Origin of the sequence: Janthinobacterium sp. FT14W (assembly GCF_009208755.1) — a bacterium.
In the GTDB taxonomy this organism is placed as follows: Bacteria; Pseudomonadota; Gammaproteobacteria; order Burkholderiales; family Burkholderiaceae_D; genus Janthinobacterium; species Janthinobacterium violaceinigrum.
Genome location: NZ_WFLL01000009.1, coordinates 50,833 through 73,441, shown reverse-complemented (window position 1 = coordinate 73,441; position 22,609 = coordinate 50,833). Strand labels below are relative to the sequence as shown.

The 22,609-nt window shown below is 63.8% G+C and carries 24 protein-coding genes; 10 read left to right on the top strand and 14 right to left on the bottom strand.

Annotation, left to right across the window (positions count from 1 at the left end; translation table 11 throughout):
- Nucleotides 1-7: 7 nt before the first annotated feature.
- Together cls and GCN74_RS08835 are read right to left on the bottom strand one after the other, a co-directional pair.
- Nucleotides 8-1,384 carry a cardiolipin synthase gene (gene cls / locus GCN74_RS08840; protein ID WP_413541534.1) on the bottom strand — a complete coding sequence of 459 codons (1,377 nt, stop codon included), beginning with the start codon at nucleotides 1,382-1,384 and terminating at the stop codon, nucleotides 8-10.
- 11 nt (nucleotides 1,385-1,395) lie between these two features.
- On the bottom strand, nucleotides 1,396-3,507 hold the full coding sequence (locus tag GCN74_RS08835) for a site-specific recombinase (protein ID WP_152256315.1): 2,112 nt from the start codon (nucleotides 3,505-3,507) through the stop codon (nucleotides 1,396-1,398).
- Nucleotides 3,508-3,873: 366 nt separating this feature from the next.
- Between GCN74_RS08835 and GCN74_RS08830 the strand changes: the two genes are divergently transcribed.
- Nucleotides 3,874-4,935 (top strand): porin, encoded by a 1,062-nt coding sequence (locus GCN74_RS08830; RefSeq protein WP_319633455.1) that lies wholly within the window; start codon nucleotides 3,874-3,876, stop codon nucleotides 4,933-4,935.
- Here the strand turns inward: GCN74_RS08830 and GCN74_RS08825 are convergent.
- From GCN74_RS08825 to GCN74_RS08815, 3 genes are all read right to left on the bottom strand, one after another.
- Complete coding sequence (locus tag GCN74_RS08825) at nucleotides 4,923-5,498, bottom strand: DUF3617 domain-containing protein (RefSeq protein WP_152256313.1); 576 nt, start codon at nucleotides 5,496-5,498, stop codon at nucleotides 4,923-4,925. The genes GCN74_RS08830 and GCN74_RS08825 overlap by 13 nt on opposite strands.
- A 65-nt stretch (nucleotides 5,499-5,563) precedes the next feature.
- Nucleotides 5,564-7,111 (bottom strand): TerC family protein, encoded by a 1,548-nt coding sequence (locus tag GCN74_RS08820; RefSeq protein WP_152256312.1) that lies wholly within the window; start codon nucleotides 7,109-7,111, stop codon nucleotides 5,564-5,566.
- A 70-nt stretch (nucleotides 7,112-7,181) separates the two neighbouring features.
- Nucleotides 7,182-7,469 carry a hypothetical protein gene (locus GCN74_RS08815; RefSeq protein ID WP_152256311.1) on the bottom strand — a complete coding sequence of 96 codons (288 nt, stop codon included), beginning with the start codon at nucleotides 7,467-7,469 and terminating at the stop codon, nucleotides 7,182-7,184.
- A gap of 286 nt (nucleotides 7,470-7,755) precedes the next feature.
- Between GCN74_RS08815 and GCN74_RS08810 the strand changes: the two genes are divergently transcribed.
- Entirely contained in the window at nucleotides 7,756-10,602 is a 2,847-nt protein-coding gene (locus GCN74_RS08810; RefSeq protein WP_152256310.1) for a M16 family metallopeptidase, read from the top strand.
- 72 nt (nucleotides 10,603-10,674) lie between these two features.
- Here the strand turns inward: GCN74_RS08810 and GCN74_RS08805 are convergent, their stop codons facing one another.
- The 4 genes from GCN74_RS08805 to GCN74_RS08790 form a co-directional block, all read right to left on the bottom strand.
- Entirely contained in the window at nucleotides 10,675-11,355 is a 681-nt protein-coding gene (locus tag GCN74_RS08805; RefSeq protein ID WP_152256309.1) for an OmpA family protein, read from the bottom strand.
- A 156-nt stretch (nucleotides 11,356-11,511) separates the two neighbouring features.
- Nucleotides 11,512-11,658 (bottom strand): lmo0937 family membrane protein, encoded by a 147-nt coding sequence (locus GCN74_RS08800; RefSeq protein ID WP_010396376.1) that lies wholly within the window; start codon nucleotides 11,656-11,658, stop codon nucleotides 11,512-11,514.
- 179 nt (nucleotides 11,659-11,837) lie between these two features.
- Nucleotides 11,838-12,137, bottom strand: coding sequence for a hypothetical protein (locus GCN74_RS08795; protein ID WP_152256308.1), 300 nt, complete (start codon nucleotides 12,135-12,137; stop codon nucleotides 11,838-11,840).
- Between the two features lie 164 nt (nucleotides 12,138-12,301).
- A complete protein-coding gene (locus GCN74_RS08790; protein ID WP_152256307.1) occupies nucleotides 12,302-12,988 on the bottom strand; it encodes a glycine zipper 2TM domain-containing protein in 687 nt (228 codons plus the stop codon).
- A gap of 177 nt (nucleotides 12,989-13,165) precedes the next feature.
- On the opposite strand from GCN74_RS08790, the gene GCN74_RS08785 reads away from it, so the two are divergent.
- Nucleotides 13,166-13,942 carry a Crp/Fnr family transcriptional regulator gene (locus tag GCN74_RS08785; protein WP_152256306.1) on the top strand — a complete coding sequence of 259 codons (777 nt, stop codon included), beginning with the start codon at nucleotides 13,166-13,168 and terminating at the stop codon, nucleotides 13,940-13,942.
- Between the two features lie 133 nt (nucleotides 13,943-14,075).
- Here GCN74_RS08785 and GCN74_RS08780 read toward each other — a convergent pair whose 3' ends face one another.
- Together GCN74_RS08780 and GCN74_RS08775 are read right to left on the bottom strand one after the other, a co-directional pair.
- Nucleotides 14,076-14,294 (bottom strand): glycine zipper 2TM domain-containing protein, encoded by a 219-nt coding sequence (locus GCN74_RS08780; protein WP_152256305.1) that lies wholly within the window; start codon nucleotides 14,292-14,294, stop codon nucleotides 14,076-14,078.
- A gap of 182 nt (nucleotides 14,295-14,476) precedes the next feature.
- Nucleotides 14,477-16,519 carry an AsmA family protein gene (locus GCN74_RS08775; RefSeq protein WP_152256304.1) on the bottom strand — a complete coding sequence of 681 codons (2,043 nt, stop codon included), beginning with the start codon at nucleotides 16,517-16,519 and terminating at the stop codon, nucleotides 14,477-14,479.
- Between the two features lie 253 nt (nucleotides 16,520-16,772).
- Between GCN74_RS08775 and GCN74_RS08770 the strand changes: the two genes are divergently transcribed.
- The 7 genes from GCN74_RS08770 (at nucleotide 16,773) to GCN74_RS08740 (ending at nucleotide 21,287) form a co-directional block, all read left to right on the top strand.
- Nucleotides 16,773-17,177: a DUF4398 domain-containing protein gene (locus GCN74_RS08770; RefSeq protein ID WP_152256303.1), complete on the top strand. Its 405-nt coding sequence runs from the start codon at nucleotides 16,773-16,775 to the stop codon at nucleotides 17,175-17,177.
- Nucleotides 17,178-17,192: 15 nt separating this feature from the next.
- Entirely contained in the window at nucleotides 17,193-18,092 is a 900-nt protein-coding gene (locus GCN74_RS08765; protein WP_152256302.1) for an OmpA family protein, read from the top strand.
- A gap of 192 nt (nucleotides 18,093-18,284) precedes the next feature.
- On the top strand, nucleotides 18,285-18,821 hold the full coding sequence (locus GCN74_RS08760) for a ferritin-like domain-containing protein (protein ID WP_070224913.1): 537 nt from the start codon (nucleotides 18,285-18,287) through the stop codon (nucleotides 18,819-18,821).
- 58 nt (nucleotides 18,822-18,879) lie between these two features.
- Complete coding sequence (locus GCN74_RS08755; protein WP_034786336.1) at nucleotides 18,880-19,182, top strand: DUF883 family protein; 303 nt, start codon at nucleotides 18,880-18,882, stop codon at nucleotides 19,180-19,182.
- 18 nt (nucleotides 19,183-19,200) lie between these two features.
- Nucleotides 19,201-19,587 (top strand): phage holin family protein, encoded by a 387-nt coding sequence (locus GCN74_RS08750; protein WP_070224915.1) that lies wholly within the window; start codon nucleotides 19,201-19,203, stop codon nucleotides 19,585-19,587.
- 75 nt (nucleotides 19,588-19,662) lie between these two features.
- Nucleotides 19,663-20,001 carry a hypothetical protein gene (locus GCN74_RS08745; RefSeq protein ID WP_071078646.1) on the top strand — a complete coding sequence of 113 codons (339 nt, stop codon included), beginning with the start codon at nucleotides 19,663-19,665 and terminating at the stop codon, nucleotides 19,999-20,001.
- A 131-nt stretch (nucleotides 20,002-20,132) separates the two neighbouring features.
- Nucleotides 20,133-21,287 (top strand): patatin-like phospholipase family protein, encoded by a 1,155-nt coding sequence (locus GCN74_RS08740; RefSeq protein WP_152256390.1) that lies wholly within the window; start codon nucleotides 20,133-20,135, stop codon nucleotides 21,285-21,287.
- 149 nt (nucleotides 21,288-21,436) lie between these two features.
- Here the strand turns inward: GCN74_RS08740 and GCN74_RS08735 are convergent, their stop codons facing one another.
- The 3 genes from GCN74_RS08735 to GCN74_RS08725 are packed head-to-tail and all read right to left on the bottom strand — an operon-like array spanning nucleotide 21,437 to nucleotide 22,451.
- Nucleotides 21,437-21,742 carry a hypothetical protein gene (locus tag GCN74_RS08735; protein ID WP_152256301.1) on the bottom strand — a complete coding sequence of 102 codons (306 nt, stop codon included), beginning with the start codon at nucleotides 21,740-21,742 and terminating at the stop codon, nucleotides 21,437-21,439.
- A 44-nt stretch (nucleotides 21,743-21,786) separates the two neighbouring features.
- A complete protein-coding gene (locus GCN74_RS08730; RefSeq protein WP_152256300.1) occupies nucleotides 21,787-21,939 on the bottom strand; it encodes a DUF3309 family protein in 153 nt (50 codons plus the stop codon).
- 59 nt (nucleotides 21,940-21,998) lie between these two features.
- Complete coding sequence (locus tag GCN74_RS08725; protein ID WP_152256299.1) at nucleotides 21,999-22,451, bottom strand: glycine zipper 2TM domain-containing protein; 453 nt, start codon at nucleotides 22,449-22,451, stop codon at nucleotides 21,999-22,001.
- Nucleotides 22,452-22,609: the final 158 nt, after the last annotated feature.

Sequence of the window (22,609 nt, the reverse complement as noted above, 5' to 3'; positions counted from 1 at the left end):
GCGGCCGCTACAGCCAGTAATGCATGAAGCGCGCCGCCCATTCCTTCATGCGGTCCGACAGGGGCCGCGTTTCCCACTTGGCCTTGGTGATTTCTTCCGAGTCGCGCAAGTCTTCCTGGAAGGCGTTTTCCATTTCGCGGCCGAAGCTGTCGCCCAGCACAATCACGTTCAGTTCGCTGTTATGCAGGAAGCTGCGCATGTCGATGTTCGTCGAACCCACCGTCGACCAGGCGCCGTCGATGACGGCCGTCTTGGCGTGCAGCACGGCCAGTTTCAAATGGAAGATGCGGATGCCGCCCGCCAGCAGCTGGTCGTACAGCGCGTGGCCCGCGTGGAACACCAGGCCGCTGTCGGACACGCCGGGCAGCACCACGGTGACGTCCACGCCCCGTTTCGCGGCCGCGGTCAGCGCGTCGACCGTCTGCTGGTCGGGCACGAAGTAGGCGGACGTGATGTGGATGGATTTTTTCGCTTCCTGGATGGCCAGGATGTACGCCTTGTAGATTTCAAAGCCGCTGTCCGGTTCGCTGGCCACGACGCGCACCAGCTTGTCGCCCACTTCCGACAGGGGCGGGAAATAATTGGCGTCCGGCAAATCGGCCTGGTCTTGCTGGGCCCAGGTGCGGATGAACAGCCACTGGAAGGCGGCCACGGCCGGGCCCTCCACTTTCACGTGCGTATCGCGCCAGCCCACGTCCTCCTTGTCGGTGGGCTTCGATTTCGAGCGGAACAGCGAGCTTTTCGCATAGGTATCGCTGATATTGACGCCGCCCGTAAACGCCGTCTTGCCGTCGACGATCAGCACCTTGCGGTGGTCGCGGTTGTTGATCTTCCAGTCGTCGCCCTTCAGCTTGGCGGGATTGACGGGGTTGAACGCCACCAGGTGCACGCCGGCCGCGCGCATGCGCTCGAAGAACGCCTGCGGCACGCCCAGGGTGCCCACGCTGTCGTAGATGACGTTGACCGTCACGCCCGCCTGCTGTTTTTCGATGAGCATGTCGGCAAATTTCAGGCCCAGCGGGTCCTGGTCGAAGATATACGTTTCCAGGTTGATGCTGTTCCTGGCCTCGCTGATGGCCTGGAACATGGCTTCCATCGTTTGCGGGCCGTCAAACAGCAGGGTCACCTTATTGCCCTTGATCAAAGGCACGCCCGTGGCCGCTTCCTCCAGCGCGGCCTGGGCTTTCAAGTCCATGCCGGACCTGGCCCAGCGCTTGTTGAGCAGGGCCGCGCGGCTGTTGACGTTCAGTACGGCGCCCTTGCCCGTGATGACCTTGGGCTTGGCCACCGGTTCCAGGGTGGTGTTGAGGTTCTTGACGTTGGGCAGCGAGGCGCATGCAGCCAGGGTCCAGCACAGCATCAGGGCGGTGAGGCAGGGTTGCATGCGCCTGGCGGTCATTTTTGAGCCTTGGTCGTGGGGGACAGGTTTGCCGAGTCATCGGCCAGTGCCAGCGGCGGCGGATTTTTCGAACCGAAGAAGAAGACGATGGGCGATTTCAGGAAGCGCTTGCCCAGAATCTTCAGCAATTGCATGCCGTGCTTGAAACGCACCTGGCGCGAACGCAGGGCGACCCACAGGGCCAGGCCGAAGCTGACCAGCAGATTGGCCGTGCCGATGGCGAAGATGCCCGACAGCGACTTGACGGCCAGTTGCCAGCTCATGTTGTGGTCCAGGCCCACCAGGGCCGTGGCGAAGTTGGCGGCCGAGAAGGTGATGTGGCGGATATCGATCGGTAAGCCGATCAGGAAACCCAGGGTGCCGATGGAACCGAGCAGGATACCGAAATAGAAGTTACCCATCAGGCCGCCCAGGTTGTTTTCCAGGTACAGGCCCAGCCGTTGCAAACGTTCCTGGCCGATGACACGGCCCAGGCCGCGCAATTGTGCGATGCGCTGCGCCCAGCGCGTGTACAGCGCCTGGTTGTCGTAGTAGCCGGAAATCAGGCCCGCCACGAACAGGCAGACGCCGGCGATCATGGCGTAGAAGATGGCGGGGCTGCCGATGGGGTCGATATCGTGCAGCAGATGCATGGCTTTTTCCGGCGTCACCAGGTTGTGCCCCGTAATCGCCTTGTAGCCGAGCGCGATCAGCCATGCCGTGGGGATGGCCGTGGCCAGGTTGCCCAGCACGGCCATGTTTTGCGTGCGGAAGACCTTGTTGATCAGTTCCGCCATGCTGTCGAGGTCGATATTCCGCCCATCCTTGCTGTGCAGGCCCGCGGCGATGCGCGAGGCCGTCATGGCCGGCTGCTTGGTGGCCACCGTGAAGTGCAGCAGGTGGATGAACATGAAGCCGATCGAGTAATTCATGCTGAACATGAACGCCTCGACCAGCGGCGCCGAGCGCAGGTAGGACATCAATATCTTGAACAGGGCCATGAAGCCGATGATGATGCCCGCGCCCGCGGAAGACAGGAACATGGCGCCCATCTCGCGGCGGTTTTCCGCGATGTAGTGCTCGCCCGTGCGGCTGGCGTTTTCCGTCACATTGCGTGCCAGCAAGTTGATATTGTCGGAAAACAGGTCGCTGACCTTGTATTTGTTGTTGTGCGCCTGGATCAGTTCCAGCGCCAGGCCCACGGCGCCCGCGCGGCGGCGGCTGACGGGCTGCGCGTCGAGCAGGTCGGCCGTGGCGTCGACGGTGATGGCGGCGATGTCCACGTTGGCGGAGGCGGGCAGTTCGCCGCTCGTGTCGACGAGGAACAGCAGCTTGCGCAGGCGCTCGATGCTTTGCGCCAGCGCCACCAGTAAATACGTGAGGGGAATGCTGGTGCCCTGGTACAGCGCTTTCTTGCGGATCTTGGCGATGACGGCGTCGCACTGGTCCAGCATCACCAGCAGATGGCGCGCGTCCTCGATGTGCTCGATGTTGCCGTGCAGCAGATTCGTGTAGCCATCCAGGTAGGCGTTCACTTCCGTGTTCTGCACCATGAATGGCGACTGGAACACTTCGATTTCGCTATGGAAACGTGTCAGCTCCGGTTCCAGGCCCATGGCGCAGACGCGGTAGGACAGGGTGCGAATGGCGTCGAGCATGCCCGGCAGCATGATATTGCCGTCGCCGACGGCCAGTTCGATCTCGTCGCTGGTCAGTACGTCGAACAGTTCCAGCCAGTCCGTGGCGGGCACGTTGCTGATCCACAAATAATCGGTCTTCAGGTACAGCACCTGGTCGAGCGCGTCGTTCAGGTATTCGTCGCCCAGGGCGGGCGGCAGCATGCGGTAGGCGATGCGGCGTTTCAATTCCGTGAAAAAACCGCTGTTCGACAGCACGCCGATGTCCGTGTACAGGCTGGCGTGGCGGCGCGCGGCCAGCACGCGCAGCACGTATTCGTGCAGGGCGCGCGCTTGCGCGGGATTACCTTTGAGAAGCTGGCGCAGGGTGCGCACGTTGGCGATCGCGGTAGCGCTGTCGTGGGGGCGCTTGGGACGCAGTGAGTTGAATAATTCCACCAGCAAGTCGATATTGCTGGAGTTGGGGTCAATGCGTTCGAGGATAGCTAGCATGCAGAAAAAACGGGCGAGCCGCTGTCGGTAAAACCAGTAGTGTACCGCCTGCGCGAAACTGCGCAACGTTCGCCAGCGAACATTGCTTTACGGCAGGGCCTGCATTTAACGCCATTTTGCCGCAAATTGCCCCAATCATGGTCAAACTTGCGTGTTGTCAGTGCGCGACGCCGTTCCCGGGGCTAAGCTGAAGTTTCTGTTGTACAACGCACGGATGGCTGGACAAAAAGCGAGGATAAGGTAACACTAAGATCAGACACACAGCGCATGTCCTGATCAATACCGGGAAGTTTCATTCACGTTACCGAGATATTTATCATGAAGACCTCGTATTTTGCGCTTGCTGTGATAGGGATGGGGCCTTGGGTGCTCTTTGCACCGGCCCAGGCCGCCGATGGCGCGGGCGGTGCCGCATCCGGTAACGTTGCCGTGTATGGCGTGCTCGACGCGGGCATCGTGGCCGAACGGGGCTGTGCCGCCCATTGCGCCAGCACCAAGGTGTCGGGCGGCGTCGCCTCCGGCTCGCGCCTGGGCGTGCAGGGCCGCGAAGCCCTGGGCAACGACGTGTCCGCCGTGTTCACCTTGGAAGCGGGCATCGAGAACGACACGGGCCAGTCGGAAGAAGGCCGCTTGTTCGGCCGCCAGGCCTACGTGGGCCTCGACAGCCGCCTGGGCGCGCTGACCTTGGGACGCCAGTACAACCCGCACTACCTGGCCCTGACTGACGTGGCCGACCCGTTCAAGGGCGGCATGGCCGGCAGCGCCAGCAACCTGGCCGGCTACAGCGTGAAACGCTACGACAATACCGTCAAATACGTGACGCCCGCCTTGCGCGGCGTGTCCGCCAGCGCCATCTACAGCTTCGGCGAGTCGCCGTACAGCAGCGCCAACAACCGCGCATATGGCGCCACGCTCGGCTATTCGGCCGGCGCCGTGAATGTCAGCATTTCGCACCAGCGCAAGAATAGCCTGATCCTCGCTTCCGGCACCTTGCCCGCCATCGACATGTCGGCCCGCAACACCTTGATCGCGGCGAATATCGACCTGAAAGTGGCCACCGCCTTTGCCGCCGTGGGCGTGAACAAGGGCTATGGCAGTTCGCCGTGGGACCCCAGCAACGCCTACAGCGCGCTGGCCCTGTCGATGTCGTCCTCGGACAGCCGCGACACCTTGCTGGGCGTGTCCGTGCCCGTGGGCGGCTTCAAGCTGCTGGCGTCCTGGGTGCGCAAGGATGACCGCGACCTGGCCAACCGCGACGCCAGCCAGGTGGCCGTCGGCCTCACGTACACGCTGTCAAAGCGCAGCGATTTCTACGCGTCCTACGCGAAGATCCACAACAAGAACGGCGCCCGCTACACGGTGGGCAATGCCAGCGATGCGGGCCGCGGCGATGCCGCGTTCAACCTGGGTTTCCGTCACGGTTTCTGAGCGTTCCGCGCCTGGGCCGGGCAGCTGGCGCCCAGCCACTTGCCGTTGCTCGTCACATTCACCTGTTCCGGCGCGCCGCGCGCGCTGGTCGTCACCGCCAGCTGCATGTTGAAGGCCTGGTCGCCGCTGAACAGCACCTTGCCTTCGCCGCTCGATTTCGGGTTCGCGCACGTAAACGATACCTGCATGCCGCCCGCGATGTCCGTGTTCTTCGATTTGCAGTCGCCGGGCTGGCCCGTGGGAATCTGCTTGCGCGCGGCTATTTCCGGCGTCACGCAGGCCGTCACGCGCACGGCGCCGTCGGCCGCCACGGTGGGCATGGCCAGGCCGCGGCTGGCCGCCATGGCTTCCAGCTGCTTGCGTTGATCGGGAGGAAGGTTGCCCAGCTGTTGCAGCACCAGGGACATGGCATTGTCCGTGGCCGCGTCCGGCGACGCCATCTTGCTGTCGACTTGCCACAGGCCCGGCTTGATGGCGGGCGACTGCGTGGCGGTCTGGGCGCTGGCCTGGGCGCCGAAGGCGGCGCAGGCCAGCAGGGTCAGGCTTGACAGGGGAAATTTCATCGGGGGTCTCCGTATTGGCAGACCCCAGCATACGGCATGGCAAGCGGGACACGCTTGCCATTGTGTTACAAACTGTGATCGGGCTCGATGCGGCGCACGTCCACGCAGGCGATGCGGCGCTCGTCCGCCTCGACGATTTCATAGCGCAAGTCATCGAGTTCCAGCACTTCGCCCACGGCCGGCATGTTCTCGAAATGCGCCAGCAGGAAGCCGGCCAGCGAGTTGTACTCGCCGTCTTCGCTGACCAGGGTTTCCGTCTCGAACACTTGCTCCAGATAATGCAGGTCCGTGGCGCCGTCGATGCGCCAGTGGCCGGGACCCAGCACTTCCACGTCCGGCTGCTCGTCCTCGTCGGGGAATTCGCCGGCGATGGCTTCGAGGATGTCGATGGGCGTGAGCACGCCCTGCACGGTACCGAACTCGTCGACCACCAGCACCAGCTGGCCGCGCGAGCGCTTCAGGGTTTCCATGGCTTTCAGCACGCCGGCCGCTTCCGGCACGACGACGGCTTCGCGCATGCTGGCCGGGTCGATCTTGCCGTGCGAGACCAGATCCTCGATCAGGTCCTTGCTGCGCGCGATGCCCGCCACATTGTCCAGGTCATCGTTGCAGACAGGAATCATGCTGTGCGGCGTTTCGCGCAGCAGTTGCAGCATCTTGTCGCTGCTGTCGTTGAGGTTGACCCACGACACGTCGCCGCGCGGCGTCATCACGGAGCGGATCGAGCGTTCGGCCAGGGTCAGCACGCCGCTGACCATGTTGCGCTCTTCCACGCCAAAGGCGGAGACGTCGGGCATTTCCTTGACTTCGTGCTCTTCCACGGCTTCGCGGCCCTTGCGTCCGCCCAGCAAGCTCAGCACGGCCTGCGCCGTGCGGTCGCGCAGCGGGGCGTTCGACTGCAGCTTGAGAAAGTTGCGGCGCGCCAGCTGATTGAAGAATTCGATGACGATCGAGAAACCGATGGCCGCGTACAGATAGCCTTTCGGAATGTGGAAGCCCAGGCCTTCGGCCACCAGCGACAGGCCGATCATCAGCAAAAAGCTCAGGCACAGCACGACGACGGTGGGGTGGGCGTTGACGAAGCGCGTCAGCACTTTCGACGCGAGCATCATGACGACGATGGAAATGACGACGGCCGCCATCATCACGTACAGGTTTTCCACCATGCCGACGGCCGTGATGACGGCGTCGAGCGAGAAGACGGCGTCGAGCACGACGATCTGCGCCACCACCAGGCCGAAGCCCGCGTAGACCTTGGGGCCCGCCTGGGCGTGGGTCACCCCTTCGAGTCGCTCATGCAGCTCGGTGGTGGCCTTGAACAGCAGGAACAGGCCGCCCACGAGCAGGATCAGGTCCCGCCCCGAGAACGAAAACATCCATATGGAAAACAATGGCGTGGTCAGGGTGACCAGCCAGGAAATCAGCGAAAGCAGGCCCAGGCGCATCACGAGGGCCAGGGTCAGGCCCAGCACGCGCGCCCTGTCGCGCTGGTGCGGCGGCAATTTTTCCGCCAGGATGGCGATGAAAATCAGGTTGTCGATACCCAGTACGATTTCCAGTACGACCAGCGTCAGCAGGCCGACCCAGATTGTCGGGTCAAATAACCATTCCATGTGTGTAACCTTGTAAAGTCAAATCAATATAAAGCGTGCCTGGCAGCGTCTGCTCCAGGGAAGCATGTTGCTATTGCGTGAAGTGGTGGCGGACGCGCGGCGGCCGGGTGGCCCGCCGCGCGTCCGCTTCGGCAAGTGCTCCCGGTCCCGCTTGCCAAATGATGGCGCAAAACGGCGCCCCCTGGCGCGAGGTCGGGTACAGCGTGATGGGATCGTTGTCGCATTCGTCGGCGCCGCAGTTGTCGCCGGGCAGGCCGGCATGGGCGTCGGCATCGGGGCAATCCGCAACGAGGGCAGGCGTGATGGCAACGCCGGCCGCGTTAGCGTGCTGGAATGGGGAAGGGCTGGCGTAGGCCATGCTGGCGAACGCCTGGGGTAACGCGATGAAAACAAAAAGGCAGAGCAGGACGAGAGCTCGTCTCATATACAGGCAGATAGTTCTGGAACCGCAGAGTATAACACGGGCAGATAACAGCTCGATGACAGGACTTGCGTAAGTGACAAGCATGCCGTAAATTGCGAGAGCAACCATGTCACCGGGCAGCGAAGACGCAGCGCGGGCCCCGTGAGCATTCTTGCGTTCGTATTTCGTTGCGCCCGCTTTTTGCGCTTGTCTAATAACGTAGTGTTACCAGGACTCTGCCTTGAAACCCATTCCCGCCCTCCTGCTTGCCGCCGGCATCCTCTCGCCGTCGTTCGCCTTTGCCGCCACCCCTGTCGAAGCGGCGCCGAGCCAGAAAACCGGCAAGGCTGCACCCAGCCGCGCCGCCGCCGTCAAAGTCACGTCCGTCGAAGGCATCACCGAATACCGGCTGGCCAATGGCTTGCGCGTGCTGCTGTTCCCCGATGCCAGCAAGCCCACCCTGACCACCAACATCGTCTACCTGGTCGGCTCGCGCCATGAAAACTATGGCGAAACGGGCATGGCCCACTTGCTCGAGCACTTGCTGTTCAAGCCCAGCGCCAACTTCGGCGTCAGGAAGGGGACCAAGACCCCCGTCGAGATCCTGAACTCGACGGGCGCCCAGTTCAACGGCACCACGTGGTACGACCGCACCAATTACTACGCCACCTTCCCCGCCAACGACGACAACCTGCGCCAGATGCTGGCCATGGAAGCGGACCGCATGGTCAACGCGGCCATCGACCAGAACGACCTGTGGAATCCGAAGACGCAAAAGGGCGAGATGACGGTCGTGCGCAACGAGTTCGAGATGGGCGAGAGCGACCCGATCGGCGTGACCAGCGAACGCATCCAGGCCATCGCCTACGATTGGCACAATTACGGCAAGTCGACCATCGGCGCCCGCTCCGACATCGAGCAGGTGAACATTCCCCGCCTGCGCGCGTTCTATCATAAATATTATCAGCCGGATAACGCCGTGCTGATGGTGGCGGGCCGCTTCGACGAAGCCAAGGTCCTGGCGCAGATCAATGACTTGTTCGGCAAGATCCCGAAACCCACGCGCGTGATCGAACCCACCTACACGGCCGAACCCGTGCAGGATGGCGAGCGCGCCGTGACGGTGCGCCGCAGCGGCGGCACGCAGTTCGTCGGCGCCGGCTACCACGTGGCGCCATCCGGCAACCCGGAAGCGGTGGCCATCGAGGTGCTGGGCCACGTGCTGACGGACGCGCCGGCCGGCCGCCTGCACAAGGCGCTGGTGGAAACCAAGCTGGCCAGCAAGATCGAATACAACACGGTAAGCAACCTGGAACCGGGCTACAACCTGTTCGGCGCGCTGGTGCCCGTCGACGGCAACCTCGATGCGGCGCAAGCGGCCATGCTGAAAGTGCTGGAAGAGCTGAAATCGCAGCCCGTCACGGATGCGGAAGTGGCACGCGTCAAGCAGCAGCTGAACAAGCAGGTGGAACTGATCACCTCGAACACGGCGCGCATGACGATTGCCTTGACGGAATCGCTGGCGGCCGGCGACTGGCGTTTGTTCTTCCTGCAGCGCGACCAGCTCGACAAGCTGACGACGGCGCAGGTGCAGGCGGCGGCCGAGAAATACCTGAAGAGCTCGAACCGCACCCTGGGCCGCTTCATTCCCACCGATGCGCCGGACCGCACGGTCGTGCCGGCCTACGCCGACGTGGCGCCGCAGCTGGCCGGCTACACGGGCCGCGCCGTGGTGGCGCAGGGCGAAGCGTTCGACCCCAGCCCCGAGAATATCGAAGCGCGCACCACGCGCTTCACCTTGCCGAACGGCTTGAAGGGCGCCTTGCTGCCGAAGAAAACCAAGGGCAGCACGGTCAGCGTCGTGTTGAAATTGCAGATCGGCAGCGAAGAGAGCTTGCGCGGCAAGGCGCAGGTGGGCAGCTACACGGCCAATCTGTTGTCGCGCGGCACAGATAAACTGTCGCGCCAGGAAGTGAAGGACAAGTTCGACCAGCTGGGCACGCAAGTGGCCATCGCGGGCGGCGCCGAGGGCGTCACGGCCACCCTGACGGGCAAGCGCGACAACTTGCCGGCCGCCATGGACCTGCTGGCGCAAGTGCTGCAAAAGCCTGCCTTGAGCGAAACGGAATTCCTGGAATTGCAGCGCGAAAGAGTAGGCCGCGCGGAACAGGAATTGCCTGAACCGCAGCCGCTGGCCGTGAACGCCTTCCGCCGCCTGCTCGACGCCACGCCGGAAGGCCATGTGCGCCATGTGGCCACCCTGCCGGCCGAACTGGCGCAATGGAAAGCCATCCAGGCGGCCGACGTGAAAGCCTTCCATGGCGCTTACTATGGCGCGTCGAACGCCACCTTTGCCGCCGTGGGCGATTTCGACCCGGCCGCGCTGAAGGCGCAAGTGGCCAGCCTGTACGGCAGCTGGAAGGCGCAGCAGCCGTATGTGCGCATTCCCGATGCCGTCAAGTCCGTCAGCGGCGAGAAAGTCGCCCTGGAAACCCCGGACAAAGCCAACAGCGTACTGTTCGCCATCCAGCCGATTCCCCTCAAGGATGACGCTGCCGCCTATCCGGCCTTGCTGATGGCCAATCACATGCTGGGCGGCGGCGCCTTGCGCAGCCGCCTGGCCGACCGCATCCGCCAGAAGGAAGGCCTGTCGTACGGCGTCGGGTCGCAGGTTTCCGTGCCGTCGCGCGAGCCGGCCGGCTACTGGATGGCGTATGCCATCAGCGCGCCGCAAAACACGGTCAAGGTGGAAGCGGCCCTGCGCGAGGAAATCGCCAAGGCGCTGGCCGACGGTTTCACGGAAGCGGAACTGGCCGAAGCGAAGAAAGGCTGGCTGCAGTCGGAAGAGGTGGGCCGCACGCAAGATGCGGGCCTGGCGCGCGAACTGGCCGGCTACCTGGCGCAGGACCGCACCATGGCCTACGACAAGGACCTGGAAGCGAAAGTGGCCGGCTTGACCCTGGCGCAAGTGAACCAGGGCTTGCGCGACTACCTGAAGCCGGCGGCCGTCTCCGTCGTGACGGCGGGCGACTTTGCCAAGGTGGCGAAAGAGGGCGACAGCGGCGCCAAGGCAACGACGTCGAAGTAACTTGTTCTAGATAAAAAAAGCCCGCTGGCAAGTTATTTGCCAGCGGGCTTTTTTAATGCTTGCCCGGCGCGGTTAGCGGGGGGCTAGCTCTGCGACATAGATTTCCACGCGGCGATTGCGCGCGCGTCCCGAGGCATCCGCATTCGAGGCGATCGGCTCGCGTGCGCCGCGGCCTTCCGTGACGACGCGCGTGGGCGACACGCCGCGCATGGACAGGTAGTCGCGCGTGTGGGCCGCGCGTTCCACCGACAGCGGTTCGTTGATGGAATCGCTGCCCGTGCTGTCCGTATGGCCGATGATGCTGACCGTGGTGTTCGGGTTTTCGTTCAGGGTGGCGGCAAAGCGGTCGAGGATGGGGCGGAAGTTGCCCTTGATGTCGGCGCGGTTGGTATCGAAGGAAATGTCGCTTGGAATTTCCATTTTCAGGCGGTTATCGGCCGTCTGCGTCACTTGCACACCGGTACCCTGTGTCGCCTGTTCCATCGCGCGCTTCTGGTTTTCCATGCGGTTCGACCAGATATTGCCCACCACGGCGCCAGCCGCCGCGCCCAGCAGGGCGCCGCCAGCCGTGCGGCCGCTGCTGCCGCCACCGGTGGTGCCGCCGATCAAGGCGCCCAGGCCTGCGCCGATGCCGGCGCCCGTGGCCGTGCCACGTTGTGTCGCGGACATGTCAGCGCAGCCGGTGGCAGCCAGCGCGAGGACCAGCATGCCGATCAGGGATTTGGCGCCGGCGCCGTTTTTCAATGCTTTCATGGATTTTCTCCTTGTTTTGTTATTGGGACATACCCAGGAACTACCTGCACACGTTACTGCAAAATGCGGCGGCTTGCCAGTGCGCGCACCGTACGCAAAAGAGCGGCGCCCGTCTGCACGCGCGCCGCTGCTGTCTGCCTGGGCTGACGGACCAGGCTATAGCCCGCGTCCGCTAATCAGGCGCAGCAGGACCATGATGACCGCGACGACCAGGAGGATATGAATGAAGCCGCCGATGGTATAGGAAGTGACCAGACCCAGCAGCCAGAGAATGATGAGTACTACTGCGATTGTATAGAGCATGATATGTCCTCCGAGAGTAGTGTGTGGATGACGGCTGCCTGGCTGGCAAGCTGCTGGCGTCCGGCGCCGTCATCGGTTCTTGTCATTGCGCGGCGACCGGGTCGCTGAACGCTGATGCCATGACTTATTGTCTACTTTGTTTCTAAAATTTTCTGTACGCTGCCGTACACAACCCTCATTTAGCCTGCCCATTCACCCGATTTGGCCAGCTTCCGCTCGCGCAGGCGCCGTTGCGGCTGCGCACGCCGTTCCGCTTCGCCATCCACGCCCGGTATCCAGGCCAGCATGCCGGCCATGCCGACGGCGCCCGCCAGGCAACTGACCATGCCGCCCGTCAGCAACAGCATGACGCCGGACACGGGCGCGCTCGCTTGTGCCGGCGCCAGGTCCAGCGCGCAAAAGCCCAGCGCGGTGGCCAGCATGCCGCCGCCGATAAAGCCGAGCCAGATCCTGTTGCTGCCTGCCTTGTGGTTTTCCATCGCTGCTCCTTGAGGGACTATCCGTTGAACTTTCCTGAATGCATCATCTCGCGGGACGGCTAGCTCATCTGTACGCCAACGAACATTGCCAAAAAGAAAACGCCCGGACAGGCCGGGCGTGTGTTTAATTTGCAACTAATCGCGGCGGCGCTGCCACGGCGGCGTCAGCCGATGGCGCGCAAGCCGCCGTTGACGACGCGCACGCGGTCGCCCTGGCGCCAGTTGGGCGCGGCGCTCTGGTGCACGGTGCGCGTCTTGCCCGTATCGAGGCGCACGACGATGTTGTAGCTGCGCGTGGCGCGCACGTTGCCTTCGATCTGGTTGCCGGCGACGGCGCCGCCCACGGCGCCCAGCACGGTGGCCAGCTGCCTGCCGTGGCCGCCGCCCACCTGGTTGCCCAGCAAGCCGCCGACGACGGCGCCGCCGGCCGCACCCACGCCGCTGCCTTCGGCGCGCGTATTGACTTCATGGATGGCTTCGATCACGCCGCAATTGCCGCATACCTGCGGTGCGGGTGCCGGCGCTGCCGCCGCGTATTGCTGCTGTGGCGCTTGCTGCGGCTGGCGCACGGGCTGCTGCTGCTGCTGCTGCTGCTGCTGCGCTTGCGGTTGCTGCTGTGACGACATGGCGGCCAGCGGCAAGGCGCCGGCCGGCTGCAAGTCCGCTTGCGGCTGGTTCGCCTGCAGGGTGGCCAGCTGTTCGGCCGAGGCGCTGGCCGCCAATGGCTGGGTGTCGCCCTGGGACGAAGGCAGCCAGCCCATCAGGGCAGCCGTGCCGACGCCGCAAAACAGCAGGACGGCGACGGCGGCGGCAAGCACCAGCGGATGGAGGGATTTGGTCGTGGTGGTCATGGAAGGCTCCTTGATTTTTTAAAATAATGAAAAGGGTAGTGCGTGTTATTCGTGTGTGTTGCCAGTGTGCTGCGTCGCTTGCCCCGCTTCCGTGCGTCACCGTACATACAGGGCCGGTGCAGCATCGTAGGCTAGGTAAAAATTATGTCGAGTTGTAACGACGCCAAGGAAAAAGCAATGCCACCAACGACTGCCAGCATGACCCTGTCCCGCGACGCAGGCCGATCCGGCCTGGGTACGCCCGCGGGCGCGCCCACCGCCGGCAACCGCTTGCTGGCCAGCCTGCCCGAGCACGACTTGCGGCACCTGGCGGCGCTGTTCGATACCGTCACGGTCGAGGTGGGCGAAGTGCTGTACGAACCGGGCCAGCATATCGGCCACATCTATTTCCCTGGCGACTGCCTGATTTCGCTGCTGGCCGTAGCGGAAGGGCGGATGACCTTGGAAGTGGGCTCCGTCGGCCGCGAAGGCGTGCTGGGCGCTTCCGTCGCGCTCGGTCATGACCTGGCGCAAGTACGTGCCGTGGTGCAACGTTCCGGTACAGCCAGCCGTATCGCGCGCGCCGATTTCTGCGCCGAATTCGCCCGGCTCGACTCCCTGCAGCGCCTGCTGTACCGCTACACGGACACCTTGCTGGCGCAAGCCATCCAGATTGCCGTGTGCAGCCGCTTCCACGTGCTCGAGGCGCGCCTGGCCCGTTCGCTGCTGATCACGCGCGATCGCCTGCAGTCGGAAAAATTCCACTTGACGCATGAGTTCCTCGCCCATACCCTGGGCGTGCGCAGGGTCGGCGTGACCAAGGCGGCCAGCGCGCTGCAACAGCAAAAACTGATTAGCTACAGCCGCGGCAATATCGAAATCCTCGATTCTGCCGGCCTGGAAGCCGTTTCCTGCCGCTGCTACGAGCTGGTCAAGGACAGCGGCGCCATCGGCATGGCCAACGTCTTCGTCTGACTTTTTCCGCCGCTCTCCGTCTGGCTGGCCTGCCGCGTGCCGGGCTGCTGCCTGCATGTCTGCTTCCCTGTGCCGCAAACGCAAAAAAGCGGGGCGGGCGCCTGGGCACCCACCCCGCTTTCCCCGCCAGCGATTACTTCGGCTTGACCTGGTTGCCGATCACGCCGCCGACAGCGGCGCCGCCGACGGCGCCGACGGCGCTGCCGCCCGTCAGCACGGAGCCGGCAACGGCGCCGACACCGGCGCCGATGGCCGTGTTTTTATCCTGGCGCGACATGTTGGCGCAGGCCGTCAGGCTCAGCAGCAGGGCGGCAACGGAAGCGGTAGCGGCGAGTTTTTTAATGGTTTGCATGATAGTTCTCCTATGAATTCGGACCTCGTGGCGCCGGCGAGGTATGGGCCGGAAAGACTTCGTATCGCCACGTCTTGGGTGTTTCAGGCACGGTCACAGAATAGGATTGTGATAAGGCAGGGTCTGTTCGGCAACGCACATAGGTGTGTAACAATTGTAATTGCCCACGGCGGCCATGCCGTTCAGCGCCTTTGGCGCGGTGTCTTGCCCGGCTTCGGCGCCACGGGTTTGACGCGCGCCTGGGCCAGCAGGGCCGCGCATTCGCTGTCCTCGCCCGGGCCGGTATTTACCAGCGGCGGCAGCGCCGCCACGGGCGCCACCACGGCCAGCGCCAGGGCGCCGCCGGCGCGCAGGGCCAGCACGCCCTTGTCGACGCTCACGTCGGGCTTGCTGAAGGTGCCCCGCACATACAGGGGCGAGCGCAGCGAAAAGACGCGCAAGCCCTTGCTGTCCGGCTGCAGGGTCAGGTCCAGCTGTTCATTGTCCAGGTTCACGGTGCCGTCGACATGCAGGACGGCATCGTCCGTGTCGACGAGGAACTGGCGCGTGCGCATCAACCCCTTGGCGACGACGAAATCGGCGGCCATGCAGTTCAGCTTGACCTGCTTGTCGCCCACCAGTTTGGTCAGCACGATGCTGCCGATATTCAAGCCCATTTCTTCCAGCAGCAGCTTGCTGATGCTGCCCCGGTTGATCAGCGCGCGCACTTCGCCGTTCGAGCTGCCCAGCAGGCTGGCGACGGAATTGCCCGTGGCCGACAGCGAGGCGTCGCCATTGATCTCGCCCACGCTGGCCTGCAGGGCGGGCAGGCGGGGAAACAGCTGCTGGATGTGCAGATGGCGGGCGCTGGCCTTGAGTTCGGCCGCGATGCCGTTGGCGATGACCTTGCCGCTGCCGTCGAGCTTGATCTGCGACGTCAGGGTGCCGCCCGCCACGTTGAAGTTGAGCGGTGTCAAGGACAGCACGCCGTCCGTCAGCACCACATGCGTGTCGAGCTTGCTGATCGGCAGCTCGGCGTCGCGCGTGATCTTGTCGGCCGTGTAGCGCACGTCGGCGTCCAGGCTGGTCCAGCGCTCCGTCTTGAAGGTTTCCACGGGCAGCACGCGGCCGGACGGCTGCGTGGACGGCACGCCCCGCTCCTTCTTGCTGGCGCTGGAGTCGGCGCCCACCAGCGGGCCCAGGTCGGAAAACTGCAGCAGGCGCGAGTGCACTTCGCCCGTCAGGCGCTTGCGCGGCTTGCTGGCCGAAAACGCCAGCTTGCCGCTGATGTCGCTGGAACCCACCTTGCCGCTGAACTGGTCGTACACCCATTCGCCGCCGCCGGGCGCCAGGGTGCCCGTCAGATGGCCTTCCGTGCTGAAGTGCGGCGTTTCCGGCAGCAGCACGCCCGTCAGCGGATACAGGCGCGCCATGCTGGGGCCCGCTATCTTCAGGCGCACGTCGAGCGCGGCCAAGTCCGCCGGGCGCGTCAAGGTGCCTTCGATGGCCATGCTGCTGCCGCCTGCGCGCATGTCGGCCTGGATGGGGAAGGGCGTGCCCTGCTGCTGCAGCGACAGCACGCCGCCCGCCTTGCCGCCGCCCTTGACCCCTTCGCCGCGGTATTTGCCCGACAGCGTCCAGGCGATGCCATAGCGCTTGTCGTCCGTCAAAGTATCGACATCGGCGCGCATCGCCGTCTGCGTGACGGCATCGTCCAGATATACGGTACCCTTGCTGAAGACCACGCTCTGCAATTCCAGCTGCCACGGCGACGGCTGGTCCTGCCTGTCGAAGGTCCAGTTGTTTTTGCCATCCTTGCTGCGCAGCAAGCGCACCTGCGGCGCATCGAAACGCAATTGCGGGATGATGATTTTCTTGTCCAGCAGGGCCAGGGGATTGAGCGAAAACGCCAGCTGGCTGACGGTGGCCAGCTGCGCCGCCTCGCCATCGGCTGCCGCCATGCTGCCCGGGTTGCCCAGGTGTACATCCTGCGCCTGCAGATGGGGCCAGGGCAGGTAGTCGCGCCAGCTGGCGCGGCCTGCGGCATTGTCGGGCTGCTGCCACGTCAGCGACAGGTCGCCCGCGATGGCGAACGGGCGCCCCAGCGCTTCGCTGGCACGCCCGTTGAGCCAGGGCTTGGCGCGGTTCCAGTCCATATTGAGCAGGACGACGGCGGCGGCGACGGGCACGGCGATCAGTACGGTGGCGCTGGCGAGGGCGATTTTCTGGCGGCGGGAGAGCGGCATAAGCTGATTCTTTCTGGACAAGTAGTCACGATGCTACAGGAATCGCCCTGAAGCCGGGTCCGTTTCAGGTTTTGCTGGCGGGCACGTGCGCTGGCGCACGTTGCCCATGCAAGTATTGTCGATTTCCTACCCTATGTGCGGCACCGAACGGATATGCGGGGTGCCGCGGCCTATAACGTCATACATCAAACGCCGTTCCTGATTCCTTCCATGTATGACTTATATCGTTGCCTCTTTCTCCAGGAGAAGAAAAATGACAAACCGAGATTCCAGCAAAACTCCCTTGGCCGCCCTGGCCGCCTGCCTCGGCGCCGTTGTCCTGATGACGGGCTGCTCCAGCCTGAAAACGCCAGCCACGGCTGACGTCGCCGTGTCGCGTGCCGCCGTCGATAACGCTGCCAGCGCCGGCGCTGCCGACCTGGCGCCCGATGAAATGCGTTCGGCCCGCGAAAAAATGCGCATGGCCAACCAGGCCCTGAAAGACCGCGACTACAAGACGGCGCGCGACCTGGCCGACCAGGCGCAAGCGGACGCCAAGCTGGCGCAAAGCAAGGCCAACTCGGCCAAGGCCACCAGCGCCGCCGATGAAATCAACGAGAACATCCGCGTCATGCGCGAAGAACTCGACCGTGCCAACCAGCAAGCCCCGAAACAATAAGAACAGGATCCCACCATGAAAAAAGCTCACTGCACCTCCATTCCCGGCCTGCTGGCCATGGCCGCTCTTGTTGCCGCCTGCAGCTCCGCACCGACCACCACCAGCCTGCTCGACCAGACGCGCGGCGACTACATGGCGGCGCAATCGAACCCGCTCGTATCGACCTATGCGCCACGCGAATTCCGCGAAGCGAGCGCCGCGCTGGAAGCGGCAAACGCGGCCGCCACGCGCCAGGATGACAGCGAGAAGGTCGACAAGCTGGCCTACCTGGCCAAGCAAAAGATAGCCACCGCGCAAGAAGTCGCCAAGCAGAAGGCGGCGGAAGCCGATATCGCCAATGCGGGCAAGCAGCGCGACCAGTTGCGCCTCGATGCGCGCACGCAGCAGGCCGACCAGGCCACGGCGCGCGCCCAGGCGGCGCAAGCGGATGCGGAAGCGGCCAAGGCCCAGGCGCAAGCGGCGGAAGCATCGGCCCGCGATGCCACGGCCCGCGCCGCCGCGCTGGAAGTGCAGCTGGCCGACCTGGCCGCCAAGAAAACGGAACGGGGCATGGTCATCACCCTGGGCGACGTACTGTTCGGCACGGACAAGGCGAACCTGACGGCCGATGGCGCGAACACGGCGCGCAAGCTGGCCGACGTGCTGAAAAACAACCCGCAGCGCACCGTGCTGATCGAAGGCTTTACGGACAGCACGGGCGGTTCCGCGCACAACCTGGAATTGTCGCAACGCCGCGCCGAGTCCGTGCGCAATGCGCTGCTGGAGCAAGGCATCAGCCGCGACCGTATCGCCACGAAAGGCTATGGCGCCGCCTATCCGGCCGCCGGCAACGACAATGCGGCGAACCGCCAGCTGAATCGCCGGGTGGAAATCGTCTTGTCTGAAGATAACACGGCCATTCCCGCCCGCCGTTAACACACCAGGCCAAACCTGCTGCGCGTCGCGACTTGCGGCCTCCGATGCTCACTGTGCTATAGCACAGCTCCGCTTCCCGGCCACAATTCACTGCCGCTCGCAACGGTTTTGCCTGGTGTTTGATTTGTTAGCAGGCAGCACCGGCTGCTACCTGGCCGGTGGATACCCATGCAAGACTTGAAAGGAAGCATCATGACCCAAACATCTGTTGAGATTCCAGCTGGCATCGATACGGCCGCCATCCGCGCTGCCGCCAAAAACCTCGATGACGGCGCCGTGACGGCCGGCTACCAGGGCGACCGCCAGGAGTTGATCACCCTGCTGAATGGGGCGCTGGCCACCGAACTGGTGTGTATTGCGCGCTATAAACGCCATTACTACACCGTGAGCGGGCGCGACAATGGCACCATCAAGGCCGAGTTCCTCGAGCATGCCCAGCAGGAGCAGGAACATGCGGACTGGCTGGCCGAACGCATCGTGCAATTGAATGGCAAGCCAGATTTTAATCCTGCAACATTGCTTGCGCGCAGCCATGCCGAGTATGATGACTCCGAAGACGTGCAAAGCATGGTGCGTGCCAATCTGATCGCGGAACGGGTCGCGATCGAATCGTACCGCCAGATGATCGTGAAAATTGGCGACAAGGACCCGACGACACGCCATTTGTTGATCAAAATCATGGCTGTCGAGGAAGAGCACGCCGATGATATGCGCGATCTAATGGAATAGTGTTTTTGAGTAAAGTAGGTATAGTAACTACATTCATCCATAGCTAAGGAGCTAAACCATGTTGGAAAACAATATCACCACCGTCAATAACGATGTCAAAACCCTGGTCAAGGATGCGCAAGCCCTGTTCAGCGCCGCTGCCGCGCTGACCGGCGAAAAAGCCGATGAAGTGCGCGTCAAGGGCATGAAAACCCTGGATGCCGCCCTGGCCAAGGCGCACGAAGCGCAAGCGTCGGCCATCGTCGCCACCAAGCAGCTGGCCTCCCAGGCCGATGGCTATGTCAAGGAAAACCCATGGCGCACGGTGGCTGTCGCCGCTGGCGTCGGCGTGCTGGTCGGCTTCATCCTGGGCCGCAAGTAATCCACTGTCAGGAGCGATATGGACAAGTCTGCTTCGTCTCACCAGGGGCCGGGATTGATCGGCTCGGTCGCCGGCCTGGCCAAAAACGCCGTCGGACTGATGCTGTCGCGGCTGGAACTGGCCACCATCGAGCTGTCGGAAGTGCGCAATCACATGCTGCAGCTGGTGGTCATTTTCGCGCTGGCGACAGTGGCGGGCTTGTTTGCCATCGCTTATGGCAGCGTGCTGATCGTCTTCCTGGCCTGGGATAGCCTGGGCTGGAAGATCCTGGCGATCATGACGGTCGTGTTCGTACTGCTGGCCATCGCCCTGGTCATGTATGCGCGCGCCATGCTGCGTCAAGGAAAGCTCTCCATGCCCGCCACCATGGCGGAATTGAAGGCCGACCGCGACATGCTGATGTAAGCTGCTGGCGGGAACCTGCCGGACCCGTGCCGGCGCGGGGCTCGCCATGTCCTGCCTGCCTTACGAGGAGAATTCATGTCGGAAAACGACAAACTGGCGGCGCAAGCCGCCCGCAAGCGCCTGCTGATCGCCCAGGGCGAAATGTATCGCGTGGGTATCGTGCATGCGCGCGCCAACGTGGGCTATGCCCTGCGTCCCGAATCGCTGCTGCAGGGCGTGGTCGAGACGGCGGTCGGCTTTGCCGGCCACCGCGTCGAATCCCTGCTGGCGCCGGGCGGCATGCGTTTGCAAGGGGCCATGCCCTATGTGCTGACGGCATTGTCGTTTATCGGACGCAAGAAGCTGGTCAAGCCGGCCCTGGTCCTCGTGGCCGTGGCCGCCGTTGCCGCCAGCTGGCTGCGCCGCAAGCGCTGACGCTGCAATGCCCGGAACGCCGTCATCGACGGCGTTTTTTTTTGCCTGTCCCCAACGTCCGGCGCACGCGTGCACAATCCCTTACAATGATTCACACCGCATTCCGCGCGGTGGACAGAGGGGCCATCTTGATGACGAATTCGACGACACCGATCAATCAGTTAAATCCCTCGCGCCTGCGTATCGTGCTGGTGCTGCAAGGGGGCGGCGCGCTGGGCGCCTACCAGGCCGGCGTCTACCATGCCTTGCACGAACATGGCCTGGCGCCCGACTGGGTGGTGGGCACCTCGATCGGCGCCATCAATGCCGCCATTTTGGCCGGCAACAAGCACGAGGACAGGCTCGTGCGCCTGAAACAGTTCTGGCAGCGCGTGGCGCACCGCGACAGCATCGACATGACCCTCGTCTCGGACCAGCAGCGCCGCTCGAACATCTGGCTGGCCACGCTCGATACGGTGCTGCGCGGCGTGCCCGGCTTCTTCAAGCCCCGTTCGTTCAGCCTGTTTCCGGCAGGAATCGCCGTCAAGCCGGAAGAAGCCAGCTTCTACGACACCAGCGAGCTGGCCGGCACCCTTGAGGAACTGGTCGATTTCGATTACCTGAACCAGCCCGGCGGCATGCGCCTGACGGTCAATGCCCTGCGCGTCAAATGCGGCAGCCTGATCAGTTTTGACAGCCAGCAGCAGCCCCTGACGGTCGAGCACATCCGCGCCAGCGGCGCCTTGCCGCCAGGCTTTGCCGGCGTGCGCGTCGATGGCGACCTGTACTGGGATGGCGGCCTGTATTCGAATACGCCGCTGGAAACCGTGCTCGACGACACTCCCCACGTGGACACCCTGGTCTTCATGGTCGACCTGTGGAGCTCGGAAGGGCCGGAGCCGACCACCCTGGATGAAGTGCAGACGCGGCAAAAGGACGTCACCTTCGCTTCGCGCTCGAAGCGGCATATCGAGGATTACGTCAATACGCATACCTTGCAGCACAAATTGCGCGAACTATACGCCAAGCTGCCCGACAGCGCGCACAACCGCCAGCAGACGGAAGAGCTGGTAGCGCTGGGCTGCGACAGCACCATGCACATCGTGCGCCTGCCGTATGCGGGGCGCGACTGGCACATGGCGGCCAAGGACATCAATTTCTCCAAGGGCTCCATCGAATGGCGCTGGGAGCAGGGCTACCAGGACGCCTTGCGCGCGATCAAGGCGGCCGGCTGGCTGGCCTTCGTCACGGAAGACACGCCGCTGGTGGTGCACGAGTTGCCGCCCTACGAGCGCGACGCCGCCTAGTGACGCCGGTCAAAACCTGCTGCGCGTCGGTCTAGGCGGCCTGCGATGCTCACCGGCTCGGCGCCCCCGTACTCAGTACGGTTGCGCTTCTTGGCCACCTCTTGCTTCCGCTTGCGACGGTTTTGTCAGGCGTTGCCAGGCACGGCTCCTCACTGCGGATGGGCTGCTTCGCGCAGTTTTTCCGCATTCGCCATGTCTTGCCGGTAAGTGTCTTGCGCCCCCCTCAGACAGGTGGTGCGCGTGGCGGACGGTTCCGAACGGCAGGCTTTTTTGGCCTCGGCCAGGGCGGCGGCGATTTCCTTGCGCAAGGTGCGCAGCTGGGCTTGCGCCGTGCTGTCTTCCTGGTACCAGCGTTGCGGGTCGCCCGGCTGCCGCGTCGTCGCCGTCTGGGCCAGTGCCAGCGGTGCCAGGCTGCAGGCGAACAGGGTAGCCAACAGTGTGTTGTGGATAGTCATGATATTTCCTCCTTGAAATAAAAAAGGCGCCGCAGCGCCTTTTTTTACAACCTGCCCGTCATTAATAGCAGGATCAGTATCACTACGACGAGGCCGGCGATACCGCTGGGGCCGTACCCCCAGTTGCGGCTATGCGGCCAGGTAGGCAGGACGCCGACCAGGGCCAGGATCAAGATGATCAGAATGATGGTGCCCATGGCATCTCCTTGTTGGTGCAGGCTCCGGCCCAGGCTTGGGGGCAAGCCCTGCCGGCGGATTAATAGCGGTAGACGCGGCCGTCAACGATGCGCACGCGATTGCCTGGGCGCAAGTCATTCGCGTTGTCCTGCACCACGGTGCGGTATTCGCCGTTATCGAGGCGCACGCTGATCTGGTAGCCCTGCGCTTGCTGCCGGCGGCCTTCCACCTGGTTGCCCACGACGCCGCCGGCCACGGCGCCCGCCACGGTGGCCGCCGTGCGTCCGCCGCCCGAGCCGATGGTATTGCCCAGCAGGGCGCCCGCGATGCCGCCCACCACGGCGCCGGCGCCGCTGGTTTGTCCGCCGCCCTGCACGAGCTGGATGGAATCGACGGTGCCGTACATGGCGGACTCCGGCTGGTTGGCTGGATAGTATTGTTGCTGTGACTGGTAAGAAGGGCCGGTGGCACAACCGCTCAGTACGGCGGTGGCGGCGAGCATCAGTGCAGCCAAGGTGGCATTGGTTTTCATTTTATTCTCCTGACGAGGTGAGGGTGTAGTGCCATCTTAGTCACGTCCCCGTCCCCGGTCTGTACGCTGCCGCACGCACTTATTTATTGTGCAAATCATATCTTTGCCTGGGGCGATCAAGCAAAACGTTGTTATTTCTCCCTGTCTGCCTCCCGCTT

Excerpts from the sequence above, each read along its gene's own strand:
- cls (WP_413541534.1), bottom strand. The coding sequence starts at position 1,384 with ATGCAACCCTGCCTCACCGCCCTGATGCTGTGCTGGACCCTGGCTGCA.
- GCN74_RS08835 (WP_152256315.1), bottom strand. The coding sequence starts at position 3,507 with ATGCTAGCTATCCTCGAACGCATTGACCCCAACTCCAGCAATATCGAC.
- GCN74_RS08825 (WP_152256313.1), bottom strand. The coding sequence starts at position 5,498 with ATGAAATTTCCCCTGTCAAGCCTGACCCTGCTGGCCTGCGCCGCCTTC.
- GCN74_RS08820 (WP_152256312.1), bottom strand. The coding sequence starts at position 7,111 with ATGGAATGGTTATTTGACCCGACAATCTGGGTCGGCCTGCTGACGCTG.
- GCN74_RS08815 (WP_152256311.1), bottom strand. The coding sequence starts at position 7,469 with ATGGCCTACGCCAGCCCTTCCCCATTCCAGCACGCTAACGCGGCCGGC.
- GCN74_RS08805 (WP_152256309.1), bottom strand. The coding sequence starts at position 11,355 with ATGAAAGCATTGAAAAACGGCGCCGGCGCCAAATCCCTGATCGGCATG.
- GCN74_RS08800 (WP_010396376.1), bottom strand. The coding sequence starts at position 11,658 with ATGCTCTATACAATCGCAGTAGTACTCATCATTCTCTGGCTGCTGGGT.
- GCN74_RS08795 (WP_152256308.1), bottom strand. The coding sequence starts at position 12,137 with ATGGAAAACCACAAGGCAGGCAGCAACAGGATCTGGCTCGGCTTTATC.
- GCN74_RS08790 (WP_152256307.1), bottom strand. The coding sequence starts at position 12,988 with ATGACCACCACGACCAAATCCCTCCATCCGCTGGTGCTTGCCGCCGCC.
- GCN74_RS08785 (WP_152256306.1), top strand. The coding sequence starts at position 13,166 with ATGCCACCAACGACTGCCAGCATGACCCTGTCCCGCGACGCAGGCCGA.
- GCN74_RS08780 (WP_152256305.1), bottom strand. The coding sequence starts at position 14,294 with ATGCAAACCATTAAAAAACTCGCCGCTACCGCTTCCGTTGCCGCCCTG.
- GCN74_RS08775 (WP_152256304.1), bottom strand. The coding sequence starts at position 16,519 with ATGCCGCTCTCCCGCCGCCAGAAAATCGCCCTCGCCAGCGCCACCGTA.
- GCN74_RS08770 (WP_152256303.1), top strand. The coding sequence starts at position 16,773 with ATGACAAACCGAGATTCCAGCAAAACTCCCTTGGCCGCCCTGGCCGCC.
- GCN74_RS08765 (WP_152256302.1), top strand. The coding sequence starts at position 17,193 with ATGAAAAAAGCTCACTGCACCTCCATTCCCGGCCTGCTGGCCATGGCC.
- GCN74_RS08760 (WP_070224913.1), top strand. The coding sequence starts at position 18,285 with ATGACCCAAACATCTGTTGAGATTCCAGCTGGCATCGATACGGCCGCC.
- GCN74_RS08755 (WP_034786336.1), top strand. The coding sequence starts at position 18,880 with ATGTTGGAAAACAATATCACCACCGTCAATAACGATGTCAAAACCCTG.
- GCN74_RS08750 (WP_070224915.1), top strand. The coding sequence starts at position 19,201 with ATGGACAAGTCTGCTTCGTCTCACCAGGGGCCGGGATTGATCGGCTCG.
- GCN74_RS08745 (WP_071078646.1), top strand. The coding sequence starts at position 19,663 with ATGTCGGAAAACGACAAACTGGCGGCGCAAGCCGCCCGCAAGCGCCTG.
- GCN74_RS08740 (WP_152256390.1), top strand. The coding sequence starts at position 20,133 with ATGACGAATTCGACGACACCGATCAATCAGTTAAATCCCTCGCGCCTG.
- GCN74_RS08735 (WP_152256301.1), bottom strand. The coding sequence starts at position 21,742 with ATGACTATCCACAACACACTGTTGGCTACCCTGTTCGCCTGCAGCCTG.
- GCN74_RS08730 (WP_152256300.1), bottom strand. The coding sequence starts at position 21,939 with ATGGGCACCATCATTCTGATCATCTTGATCCTGGCCCTGGTCGGCGTC.
- GCN74_RS08725 (WP_152256299.1), bottom strand. The coding sequence starts at position 22,451 with ATGAAAACCAATGCCACCTTGGCTGCACTGATGCTCGCCGCCACCGCC.